Origin of the sequence: Halomonas sp. ALS9, from assembly GCF_001651035.1 — a bacterium.
In the GTDB taxonomy this organism is placed as follows: domain Bacteria; phylum Pseudomonadota; class Gammaproteobacteria; order Pseudomonadales; family Halomonadaceae; genus Vreelandella.
In genome coordinates this window covers 109,530-120,962 of record NZ_LXRG01000210.1, presented here as the reverse complement: position 1 = coordinate 120,962, position 11,433 = coordinate 109,530, and the positions used below count along the sequence as shown (strand labels likewise).

Sequence of the window (11,433 nt, the reverse complement as noted above, 5' to 3'; positions counted from 1 at the left end):
CCCTTTTGTGATAACCGAACAGTTCGCCAAAAGAGACGTGATAGGCAGCAGCGTCATTGTCTTAGCCTTAAATAGTTCTGGAGGTTAATGGTTGAATTATTGACAACGATTCTAAATGATAATAATTAGCACTACAATTGGCTCCCTGTCTGTTTAATGAATACCTAATGGAGATACCCACCATGGCAGCCAAACCGAGCTACCAGCTGTTCGATATCACCCTGGCGAGACGCACCCAGGTCAGCGCTTCGCTCGTCAGATTCACCTTTACCGGCCCAGACGTCGGCCAAATGGCGACCTACGCTCCGGATCAGCGCGTCAAGCTGTTTTTCCCCGAAGGTTGCGGCAGTCTCGACCCGCTGTTCGAGATCGCCAAGCTGGAAGAGCACGACTGGTACGGCGCCTACCGCGCCCTGCCTGACGCCCAGCGCCCCTCTGCGCGCACCTACACCATCCGCGCCCTACGCCCGGAAAAAGCCGAGGTGGATGTAGAGTTCGTGCTCCATGGCGACAATGGCCCCGCCTCACGCTGGGCAATGCGCGCCCGCCCCGGCGACCGCCTCGCCATGACAGCCCCCGTCGCCAATGCGGAAGGCCCAAAACTGGGCTATGAGTGGAAGCCACCTCAGAACGTGCGCCGCATTCTGATCATCGCCGATGAAACAGCTCTTCCCGCTGCGGCTGGCATTCTGGAAACCCTCGATGACCTGCCTTTAAAACCCAGAGCCGAAGCGCTATTCGAAGTACCCCGCAGTGACGATGTTCAGCCGCTGCCCCAAGCCGCCAAGCTGCACTGGTTGGCCCGAGATGCCGAGCCCGGCTGCCAACACGGTGAGCTGCTAATGAGAGCGCTGCGCGATATCGATTTGCATAGGGAAATTCAAGCGCTAGGCGGCACGCCTGCTGACGCTACTACCAGCACTACTACCAGCGCCACGACCAACAATGAAAGCGACGATGAGGACGGCCCGCTCTGGGAACCCGCCACCCTGGACGATAGCGCGCCCTTCTACGCCTGGATCGCTGCTGAAACCAAAGTGGCTATGAAGCTGCGCCGCTATTTGGTTAACGAGTGCGGGCTACCCAAACAGTACGTCACCAGCATGGGCTACTGGCGCCAGGGCAAGGCCAATGGGTAAAGGAGCAGCAAACAGCACAGCGCTAAACAATGGTCACACCAGCAAGCCAGCCCAAACGCCTATTGGCTGGCGAGACAGCCCCAGCTACTACGGACGCATAAGCCGCGCGCTGCACTGGCTAACCGCCGCGCTGGTCACGCTGCAATTTACTGTGTTGCTGGCTTGGGGAGGGATGGGCGAAAACGCGATTACGCTGTTTTTGGCGACCATCGGGCCTCATGGTTCGTTAGGTTTTCTGATTCTGATCGCGACCCTGGCGCGCCTTGGCTGGGCATGGGTCAACCGCAAGCTGCGCCCTCCGCAGCCGCCTGGATGGGGTGGTCGCATGGCGCGCCTACTGCATATCACCTTTTATGCGCTGCTGTTGTGGCTACCCGCTTTCGCCATTTTGCGCCAGTACGGCCGCGGCGGCGCACTGCGCTTTTATGGCCTGGAGCTACTGCCCGAAGCGGAGCGCAACATCACCTGGATGATTGCCCCCGCCGATCTGCTTCACGGCCCACTCTCGTGGCTGCTATGTGGGTTAGTCATCGGCCATATAGCGATGGCACTGATTCACAGGTTCTGGTTCAAGGATAAAGTGCTGTCGCGCATGGTGGGCAAAAGTGGCCGTCGAGGATCTGGAAGATAATAGACGAAGGTGCCTACAGTGATGAAGAATTAGCCCAGCGCCACAGTGCTTTAAGCGGTGTGTTTGAAATTGAAAAAGCCTCGGTCAACCACACCTCGCTACAGCAGGCAGTTGACAGAATCGTCAGCATTATCCAGAACGGCCCAAACAAAGAGAGAATTGATAGAATCTTAACCCGCTGGCTCAAACGCCACCTGCAACGGTTGAATGCAGACATCAATTTGGATCAGCTACATAGCTTAGTGGAGGACAGAGATATGTTGGCAGAAAACTTAGAAAACTGGCGCCAAAAAGAGCGGCAAGAAGGAAGACAAGAGGGACGTTTGGAGGAAGCCCGCGATATGGTGCGCACGCAACTTATTTTTAAATTTGGTGAAGTGCCCGAGTGGGTGGAAACAGCGCTTACACAAGCCGACCATGGTCAGTTGAAAGAGTGGAGGCGAGAAGTGCTGTTCGCCACTAGCCTGGACGATATGTTTAAACGCTGACAGCCATGATGCCTCCGGCAACCCTATCTATCTGACCGGCTCGAATTTTCCAGCGCCCAACGCCAGATTGTCGCGTTTGAGGTGGAGACCTTGGCTTAGCAGTTCGTATTAGCGACGAGTAGGCGTCAGGGGTAGTTTTGGCGAGTGTGAACCACTGAGATAACTTCAATGCGATTCGTCACTTGGTAGATCACAATAAAGTTTGGGTGAGCCACTATTTCCCGCGTCCCCGGCAAGCGGCCCACTTGATGTAAATACGGATGCTCAGCCACTAAAGAGACAGCTGCTTCAATACGAGAGCGCAACCTCCGGGCAGCTTGAGGATCGCATCAACCTTAGACATGACCTGATCATGGGGCATTCCCTGGCCTGGGTTGTCGATGCTGTGCTGAACCTTGGCTTTGAGCCAACGATCATAGCTATCTGCTTGTTCCTGCGTCTCGAATTCCGAAACGATAGGATCTAGCTGGGTATTCATGATCATCCTCCTCGGTTTCCTATACAGCTTAAACGATACTCTCTATTTTGGCATCCTCCCCAACCACCTGCTCTGGCGCCAACAGCTTGCCGCTCTCCAGCCGCACCAATCTATCCGCGAGGTGGAAGTAGCGGTCATCGTGGGTAATCACCAACACTGCCTTGCCCATGCGCTTTAGCTCAGGCAGCACCTCTGTGTAGAACACCTCTTTGAATAACGGATCCTGATCCGCGGCCCATTCGTCAAACACCAGGAAGGGCCGATCTTCCAGGTAGGCCACTACCAGTGCCAAGCGTTTGCGCTGCCCTTGGGAGAGCGCCTGGGTGGTGAAGGCACCGTTTTCGACCCGCACCTTGTGCTGCAGGTGCAGTTTGGCCAGCAGACGATTGCCTTCGTCGTCGAGATCTTCCCGTGGCGCTTCCAACAGGCGCTCGAAGAGGTAGAAGTCAGAAAAAACGACCGAGAAGAGCTGCCGATAGGCATCCCAGCCATCCGCCTCGACAGGTTCGCCATTGAGCAACACCTCGCCACCATCCGGCGGATAAAGCCCCACCACCACTTTGGCCAACGTGGTTTTGCCACTGCCGTTGCCCCCCACCAGGAACACCACTTCCCCCGGCGTAAAGCTTAAATTAATCGGCCCCAGCTCAAAGAAATCATCGCTCTGCTCGTGGTAGTACTGATGGGTGACGTCGCGCAATTCGAGCCGTTGAAAATCAGTCACCTGAGGTGATGTTTGCCTCTCCTGCCCCTGGGGCATCTCGCGGGTGATGTCATCAATTCGACTAGCGGCTACCCGCGCCATGTTGATCCGCGGAATATTGATCAGCAATCCTTCCAGGGGCGTCACCATAAACACAAACACCAGGGCAAAGCCGGTCATTACCTGGGTTTGATTAGGCCCATCCCCCGCCAACACAAACAGCACCAGCCCAATAAAGGCATACATCAGGAACTGCCCCCAGCTGGTCGAGATCACGAACAGCGACATGCCATAGGTGCGCAGCCGCCGCACGCCTTCAACCGACTCCCCCAGTATCTGATCCATAAAGACCCGGCTCTTGCGCTGGTGCAGCCGCAGCTCTTTCGCCCCATCGGTCAGCGCGCGGAAATGACCAAACAAACGATCCTGCTCTGACGAGGCACTCTGGAGATAGTGAATAGCGCGTAAGTGCACCAGGTGATAGCCAACAGCGCCCAACCCAATCACCCCCAGAGCAAACAAGAACACCTGCCATGACAGCAGCGCCAGGTAACCCAAGCACCCCACCACGATGACCGTATTGGTCAAAATCACCGGCAAGCTAACGAACAGCACCGCCACGTTGTTGCTGTGCTCGGTGAGCGCCGACTGGATCCGCGCACTGCCCACGCGCTCGAACTGAGCAAAGGGGGTCTTGGCCACGCACTGGGCAATAAAACTACGCAACTCCGCCAGGGCACGCTGCCCCAATCGCTCAAACAGCGCCGTCGACACCATTCGACAGACCATCAACGCCACGGCAATGCCCGCGAAGGCCCAGGCAGGGTTGGCATGAGTAGCGGCGCGGCTGGCGGCATCGCTGGTTAATGCGGCATTAATTTGGGCTATCAGCAGCACGCTGAAAAGCCCCGAGAGAATACTGGCCAGCGCAGCGGCGGTCATCAGCCCGCGGGTTCGACGAAACAGATAGGAAAGCACATTCACCTCGTTGGAAAGCGATTGAAAACCGACAGCTACCTCTAAAGACGAACCGCTCCCGCAAAAAGTTAATCAATTTTTATGTAAACAAGCCTCATTCTCATTCGTCCTTAGATAAGGAAGTCAGCAACGCCGCCCCGTGGCAGGTGATTTTTATGGCTGTTTTTTCTTTGTTTTTTTTCGGTTCGTTTTTGTGATTCGTTCTTATTAATAGGAGCTTTGCGGTGTCCAGTACTGTCCAGGCACAAACACAGGTAGACGTACCCTATGAAAGCACCGCGGAAACCTCTCTGCTCTCACGGCCTGAGGGCTACGGCTATCAAGTCATGGGGGATTCCACCACGCAGTCACTGCTCGTTAAGGGTGATCAAGAACGTCTTGAATGGTCATTGGTTGACGATAGCAACCACTTGACGCTGCGCTGGTCACAGCGCTCCGCGCCACCTCTCCCAGCGTTACTTGCGGCTATCGAAGGGGCTTTTGCCTGTTACCCGGCCACTGTTGCACTACGCCTTCAGCTACCCACTGTTGTGCATGCCAACCTGTGTGCAGCCGGAATCGCCGTTAAAGATAGCCATGGAGAACTCTGGGCCTACGCGGAGCTTTTTTGGCAGTTGCCAACCCTTTGGCTTACCTCCCCCTCCATGCGCGCCTACCCGCAGCAGCCTATCTTGGAGAACGGAAAGCGTCATCTACGCCGCCCGCCGCGCCCCAGCGGCACGGTCTATCAGCGCCATATTCCCTGGTTGAATGCCATTCTGAGTTTTCGGGTGCTTGACCTGGAACTTGATCTTGAACGCTTCAACCGCTGGATGAACGACCCGGTTGTCGCTCACTTCTGGGAAGAGCAGGGTGATTTGCAACAGCACCGCGAGCGGCTGGAGAGCACGCTGCAAAATCCCAGCGTGGTACCGCTGATCGGCTGTATTGACGGCGAACCCTTCGGCTACTTCGAGACTTATTGGGCCAAGGAGGATCGCATCGCCGCTTATTACGCTGCCGATGACTTTGATCGCGGCTGGCACGTACTGATCGGCGAAGCCGCTTTGCGCGGGCGGCCTTATGTGGCGGCCTGGATGCCCTCTATCTCGCACTACCTGTTTCTGGATGACTGCCGCACCCAGCGCCTGGTGATCGAGCCCCGCGTGGATAACGCCAAGATGCTGCACAACCTTGCCCAGTGCGGTTACGCCCACGTTAAGGCGTTCGACTTCCCCCATAAGCGGGCCATGCTCGGCATGCAGCTACGCGAACACTTTTTTAACGAGCGCAGTTGGATACCACTGCCTCCGCACCCTGGGTCAGCGCCACGACCCGACCCACGCTTCACCTTATAAACACGTAAGCCAAGAGGACTCTTATGCATATTCACGACTTGATCGGCATCGGCTTCGGCCCCTCCAACATTGCTCTGGCCATTGCCCTCGACGAGCAACGCCAGGCAGGGCAAGCACGGGATGCCTTGTTTATTGAGCGTCAGCCCTGCTTTGCCTGGCACCCGCATATGCTGCTGGAAAATGCCCATATGCAGATCTCTTTCCTCAAAGACCTGGTCACGCCCCGCAATCCAGGCAGCCGTTTCAGCTTTCTCAATTACCTCCACAGCAAAGGCCGCCTACAGGACTTTATCAACCTGCAGACCTTTTTCCCCAGCCGTCACGAGTTCAATGATTACCTAAGCTGGACGGCCAGCCACTTTGAACACCAGTGCGCCTACGGAGAGGATGTGTTTGAAGTGCTGCCCGAAACTGACGACGACGAGGTCGCCTACCTCCGCGTTCGCTCACGGGATGAAAGCGGCGCGGTACAGGAAAGGCTCACCCGTTCACTGGTGATCAGCGTAGGCGGCGCGCCCAATGTGCCTGAATGCTTCGCTGGGCTAAAAGACGACCCGCGGGTCTTCCACTCCAGCCACTACCTCCGGGAGCTGGCGAAGCAAGACGCCCCCAAACGCATAGCCGTCATCGGTGCAGGCCAGAGCGCCGCTGAGATCTTCCTTGATCTGCACAACCGCGAAGGCATTCAGGTGGATCTGATTAGCCGGGCGTGGGCCTTTAAACCCTCGGACGATAGCCCCTTTGTCAACGAGATTTTCAATCCCGAATACACCGACTACGTGTTCAACAACCCCACTGGCCAGCGGGAAGCGCTGCTACAGGAGTACAAAAGCACCAACTACTCGGCACCTGACTTGGCGCTGATTCAGGAAATTTACGATGTGTTCTACCAGCAAAAAGTGACCGGCCAGGCCCGCCATCGCTTCCGCCGCCGCCATGAGGTTATTGGCAGCGAAGCAGGCCCTGAAGGCGTTGAGCTACTTGTGCGCGATTTGGAGAGCGGCCATACCGAGTCCACCCGCTACGACGCAGTGGTGTTAGCCACCGGCTATGTGCGCGACACCCATAAACGGCTACTGGCCCCCGTTGCGAACTACCTGCCTGATTTTGCCGTCAACCGTCACTATCAGCTCTATACCAAGCCTGAGTTCAAACCGGCTATTTTCCTGCAAGGCAGTTGCGAACCCACCCATGGCTTAAGTGACACCCTGCTATCGATTTTGGCGGCACGGACAAGTGAGATTTGTGAAGTGCTTAATGAGGCGCTACCAGCAGCCCATTCAGATATGCCGATTCCATCACTGGTAGCCACAGACTAATAGCCCATCAAAGCATGGCCGCTCTCTCAGGGCGGCCCCAAATATCGAGACTTACGCCCATGATGTCCTTACATCCTGATATCGCCGCTTTCTTAGAACTGGTCGCCGATAGCGGCAGTCCGCCTTTCCACTCGCTCTCACCACAACAAGCACGCGCTGCCTACGAAGCATCCTCACAGATGCTAGATGAGCCAATATCTAACGATGCAACGTCACTAAGCATCACCTGTCGAGATGGCCACCCTCTTGAACTACGCCACTACCAAGGCGAGGAGTCTTTATCACCCACCCTGCTCTACTTCCATGGCGGCGGCTACCTACTGGGCAGCCTGGATTCCCACGATTCGCTTTGTCAGAGCATCGCTCAAGCGACTGGCTACACAGTGTTGGCAGTCGATTATCGCCTGGCTCCCGAGCACAAGTTTCCGACAGCGTTTCACGACGCTGAAGATGCCTATTGCTGGCTGCTGAAGCATGGCGAAGAGATGGGGCTCAATACCTCACGTATCGCCGTGGGTGGTGACAGTGTTGGCGGCACCCTGGCCACGGCTCTTTGCATGTCAGCGCGTGATAATGGTTGGCACCCGCCACGCTGCCAGATCCTGCTCTATCCCTGTACCAGTGCCTGGCAGGACAGTGAGTCTCACCGCCGATACGCACAAGGCTATCTGCTGGAAGCAGATACCCTGCAGTGGATGTTTGGCCACTATCTCAATAGTGATGAGGAACGCCACGACTGGCGTTTTGCGCCGCTGGAGGCTGCGGAGCTCAACAACCTACCACCTGCCTTCATCGCCCTGGCCGAACATGATCCCCTGGTTGACGAAGGCATTGCTTACGTGAACCGTTTACAGCAAGCGAACGTGGATACACAACTGACTGTTTACCCCGGCATGGTGCACGACTTCGCACGCCTGGGCAGCATTACGCCCGATGCCACCGGTCAGGTGCGTGCGGATATCGTTAAGGCGCTACGGCAACATCTCATTAACCAGCCAAGCCCAGTAGATGTCTAGTTGTCGCCGCATGGGGCACTGCATGGATGGTGAATGTAGCGCCTCTAGTCACAGGTACCTTTTTAAGCAACAGAGTGTTGCAAGAGCGTACAAATTCAGAACATAATACTAATAATAACAATTACTATTAACATACAAAATATCATGCAAGGGGATTCCTATGCACCAACTTCGTACCGGCCTGCGCAGACACCTGCTCACTGTGGCCATTGCCAATGCCTGCGCTGCATCGCTATTCGCGGCTCCGTCGGCTTTCGCTCAAGGCACCAATCTACAACCTAATGAAAGCAGCGATACAAGCACCGCACTACCTACCCTACAAGTAACCGAAAGCCGTCTCTATGAAGAAGCAACAGGGCCTGTAGATGGCTACGTGGCAACCCGCAGTGCAACGGGCACTAAGACCGACACTCCTCTTAACGAAGTACCACAGTCGATATCTGTTATTACCCGTGATGAAGTTGAAGCGCGGGGAGCTCAGTCTATCGGTGATACCTTGAGCTACACTGCAGGCGTTATTGGTAACTCTAATGGGCTAGACCCAAGACGTGACTTTGTTTCCATACGTGGTTTTAGTGCTACAGAGCTTTTTTATCGTGATGGATTACGGCTCACTGCTTTCAATAATCAGGGCAGAACCGTCTCAGAACCTTATGGTTTAGAGAGAATTGAAGTTCTCAGAGGGCCTTCCTCGGTTCTTTATGGACAAGGCGGCCCAGGAGGAATCGTCAATCTAGTTAGCAAAAAACCCACCGACATACCCCAAGGCGAAGTTAGAGTTTCTGCTGGAAGTAACGATCTGAATCAGATCGCTACCGATGTTAGTGATTACCTAGATGACCAGGGAGCACTGAAGTATCGTTTTGTAGGTTTACTAAGAGATGCGAATGCAGAAATTGACTATACAAAAAATGACCGCACCTATCTTGCACCAAGCCTCTCCTGGACACCGAATGATAGAACTTCTCTCACCTTATTAGCAGAATATAAAGAACTGGATACTGTTGGATCTTACTATGCCCTACCTCAGGCAGGTACATTGGATAGCAACCCCAATGGTGAAATCCCTCGCTCGCGTTTCATCGGCGAGCCAGGCACTGACAACTTCGAACAAACTTATTTTTCAGTCGCAAGCTTATTCGAGCATAGGTTCAATGACACAGTAACCATTCGGCAAAATACTCGCTATCGTGAAGCAGAAACAGATATTACAAATATTTATGTTGGTCAATTGATGGATGACCTTCGTACAGTACCTCGATATGGATTGAGACGAGATGAAAATGTTGATGCTATCACGACGGATAACCAGCTACAGTTTGATATAAATACGCAAGGAGTTGATCATAAAATTCTGGTAGGTGTAGATTGGCAAAAAGCCAATAACGATTTCACTGTGGACTTACCTCAAGGCCTCACACCTATAGATGTCTTCAATCCCGTTTATGGTACTAGCAGCCTCTCGTGGACGACCCAAGGCAGCGCTTCACAAGAGTTAGAGCAGACAGGTTTATATCTTCAGGATCAAATAAAAATTAATGACCGCTGGGCTTTAACACTTGCTGGCCGCCATGACTGGAGCAGTCAAACTGATCGTAATCGTCTAACAAATACAGAAAATAAAGCAAGTGACAAAGAATTCACTTATCGAGCAGGACTAGCTTACACTGCAGATAATGGATTAACACCCTACATTGGCTACTCTACCTCTTTTTTGCCAGTGGTAGGCCAAGGTGCTGATGGTGCAACTTTTGAGCCAGAAACAGCCCAGCAATATGAGACTGGTATAAAATACCTTTCTAATGACGGCAATCTTTCAATCACTGGTTCAATATTCGACTTGGCTCGCCAAAATGTTACAACTTCCGATTTAAACAATCCAGGTTTCAATCAGCAGACAGGAGAGTGGCGTTCTAGAGGTCTTGAGCTTGAAGGAAGAGCAAGTTTACCCGTTGGTTTAGATCTAGTAGCCAGCTATACTTACTTGGATCTAGAAATCACTGAAAGTAATACTGACAACCTAGGAAAAAGACCAACTGGACAGCCTGAAAATATGGCGAACCTATGGGCCAACTACAATTTTAATAGCGGAACATTGAATGGTTTAGGTCTGGGTGCCGGTGTTCGATACATAGGCTCAAGTTTCTATGATAGCGCCAATGAAAACTCACTACCTTCTACGACACTTTTTGATGCATCCATGAGCTATGATTTTTCAAGTATCGATGCTAGCTTTGAAGGCTGGCGTGCACAGGTCAATGCGAACAACGTTACAGATAAGGAGTACGTAAGTGACTGTGGATATTTTGGAAACTCGTGTAAGTATGGCGTAGGCAGGAGCGTAATAGGATCTATATCCTACGCTTGGTAAAACAAAGCCCCGAATTTAAATTCGGGGCTTTTTATTTAACCTACTCAATGTTAAAAACATGCTAAAAAAACTTCTACTTACTTTTATTGTTTGCTTATTCTCAAGCTACTCTGCTGGTTCTGAAAGACTGGCAATTGTCACTTCTGATTGGGCTACTGCTGAAACACTTAGCATGCTAGGAGTAACACCTATAGCAATCACTCAACTTAGAGGCTATCACATTTGGACTGGCAATGAGACCCCATTAGGCGACGCTATCGACATAGGCTTAAAACCCATGCCCAACTTAGAGTTAGTAGCAGACTATAACCCTACGTTTATATTTGGTGATAATTCGATTTTATTACAGCATATCTCAGGGATGGCACCAACTTCTAATATCTCTCTTTACCCATTCAAGGAAAACCCATGGGAATCTATTATAAATTTTACTTTAGTTATTGCAGCACAACTTAACCTCTTTCAAGATGCTGAGAGAATTACTGCGCAAGCAAACCAAAAAATGGCGATTTTAAGGGAAAAAATAGAAGATAAAGACACTCCAGTTCTGATTGCTCAATTCAGAGATGATCGTCATGCTTGGGTTTACGGGAAAAACAGCTTACTACAAGGTGTTATTGATGAGTTAGGGTTAACCAATGCTTGGGATCGGCCCACAAGTGATATCGGGATTTCACTTGTATCTATCGACCAATTGGCAAGATCAGGAGGCCACCTACTTATTATTGAAAGCCCTGCTTTTCAGGCAACTATCCGTAATCGCCTTGAAAATAGCGGCATCTGGCGAGTACTTATTAGCCAACGTGAAGAAAAAATCACTTATCTTCCCGCCAAGTATTGGCCAATAGGAGCTCTTCCATCCGCTCTTCGGTTTGCAGACTCTTTGACCACCGCACTGATAGACAGTGAGAATGGCTCATAAATAACTGACTCTCCCCAGCATGCAGCTGGGAAGAGAGTTGCATGGTATAAA

Annotated in this window: 11 protein-coding genes; 8 read left to right on the top strand and 3 right to left on the bottom strand. The window is 52.6% G+C overall.

The window, feature by feature from the left end:
* Positions 1-182 precede the first annotated feature (182 nt).
* Genes A6R74_RS19735 through A6R74_RS22970 form a run of 3 tightly spaced genes read left to right on the top strand, consistent with a single transcriptional unit; the run spans position 183 to position 2,258 of the window.
* Complete coding sequence (locus A6R74_RS19735) at positions 183-1,139, top strand: siderophore-interacting protein (RefSeq protein WP_064236170.1); 957 nt, start codon at positions 183-185, stop codon at positions 1,137-1,139.
* On the top strand, positions 1,132-1,770 hold the full coding sequence (locus A6R74_RS19730) for a cytochrome b (protein ID WP_064236169.1): 639 nt from the start codon (positions 1,132-1,134) through the stop codon (positions 1,768-1,770). Before A6R74_RS19735 ends, A6R74_RS19730 begins: the two co-directional genes overlap by 8 nt.
* 59 nt (positions 1,771-1,829) lie before the next feature.
* Positions 1,830-2,258: a hypothetical protein gene (locus A6R74_RS22970; protein WP_205634222.1), complete on the top strand. Its 429-nt coding sequence runs from the start codon at positions 1,830-1,832 to the stop codon at positions 2,256-2,258.
* 125 nt (positions 2,259-2,383) lie between these two features.
* On the opposite strand, the gene A6R74_RS22430 is transcribed toward A6R74_RS22970, so the two are convergent.
* From A6R74_RS22430 to A6R74_RS19715, 3 genes are read right to left on the bottom strand one after another with little or no spacing between them, the layout of a single operon-like run.
* Positions 2,384-2,530 carry a type II toxin-antitoxin system RelE/ParE family toxin gene (locus A6R74_RS22430; protein ID WP_240488277.1) on the bottom strand — a complete coding sequence of 49 codons (147 nt, stop codon included), beginning with the start codon at positions 2,528-2,530 and terminating at the stop codon, positions 2,384-2,386.
* Entirely contained in the window at positions 2,530-2,736 is a 207-nt protein-coding gene (relB, locus tag A6R74_RS19720; protein WP_064236168.1) for a type II toxin-antitoxin system RelB family antitoxin, read from the bottom strand. Before relB ends, A6R74_RS22430 begins: the two co-directional genes overlap by 1 nt.
* A gap of 28 nt (positions 2,737-2,764) precedes the next feature.
* Positions 2,765-4,417 (bottom strand): cyclic peptide export ABC transporter, encoded by a 1,653-nt coding sequence (locus tag A6R74_RS19715; RefSeq protein ID WP_064236167.1) that lies wholly within the window; start codon positions 4,415-4,417, stop codon positions 2,765-2,767.
* Positions 4,418-4,641: 224 nt separating this feature from the next.
* Here A6R74_RS19715 and A6R74_RS19710 point away from each other — a divergent pair, with 224 nt between their 5' ends.
* From A6R74_RS19710 to A6R74_RS19690, 5 genes are all read left to right on the top strand, one after another.
* Positions 4,642-5,754: a GNAT family N-acetyltransferase gene (locus A6R74_RS19710; RefSeq protein ID WP_064236166.1), complete on the top strand. Its 1,113-nt coding sequence runs from the start codon at positions 4,642-4,644 to the stop codon at positions 5,752-5,754.
* Positions 5,755-5,777: 23 nt separating this feature from the next.
* Complete coding sequence (locus A6R74_RS19705) at positions 5,778-7,073, top strand: lysine N(6)-hydroxylase/L-ornithine N(5)-oxygenase family protein (protein ID WP_064236165.1); 1,296 nt, start codon at positions 5,778-5,780, stop codon at positions 7,071-7,073.
* Positions 7,074-7,132: 59 nt separating this feature from the next.
* Positions 7,133-8,089: an alpha/beta hydrolase gene (locus A6R74_RS19700; protein WP_240488276.1), complete on the top strand. Its 957-nt coding sequence runs from the start codon at positions 7,133-7,135 to the stop codon at positions 8,087-8,089.
* Between the two features lie 160 nt (positions 8,090-8,249).
* A complete protein-coding gene (locus A6R74_RS19695; protein WP_064236164.1) occupies positions 8,250-10,460 on the top strand; it encodes a TonB-dependent siderophore receptor in 2,211 nt (736 codons plus the stop codon).
* 58 nt (positions 10,461-10,518) lie between these two features.
* Positions 10,519-11,382, top strand: coding sequence for an ABC transporter substrate-binding protein (locus A6R74_RS19690; protein ID WP_064236163.1), 864 nt, complete (start codon positions 10,519-10,521; stop codon positions 11,380-11,382).
* Positions 11,383-11,433 lie beyond the last annotated feature (51 nt).

Bases quoted from the DNA above. Each gene is read 5' to 3' on its own strand.
- A6R74_RS19735 (WP_064236170.1), top strand. From the start codon at position 183: ATGGCAGCCAAACCGAGCTACCAGCTGTTCGATATCACCCTGGCGAGA.
- A6R74_RS19730 (WP_064236169.1), top strand. From the start codon at position 1,132: ATGGGTAAAGGAGCAGCAAACAGCACAGCGCTAAACAATGGTCACACC.
- relB (WP_064236168.1), bottom strand. From the start codon at position 2,736: ATGAATACCCAGCTAGATCCTATCGTTTCGGAATTCGAGACGCAGGAA.
- A6R74_RS19705 (WP_064236165.1), top strand. From the start codon at position 5,778: ATGCATATTCACGACTTGATCGGCATCGGCTTCGGCCCCTCCAACATT.
- A6R74_RS19700 (WP_240488276.1), top strand. From the start codon at position 7,133: ATGATGTCCTTACATCCTGATATCGCCGCTTTCTTAGAACTGGTCGCC.
- A6R74_RS19695 (WP_064236164.1), top strand. From the start codon at position 8,250: ATGCACCAACTTCGTACCGGCCTGCGCAGACACCTGCTCACTGTGGCC.
- A6R74_RS19690 (WP_064236163.1), top strand. From the start codon at position 10,519: ATGCTAAAAAAACTTCTACTTACTTTTATTGTTTGCTTATTCTCAAGC.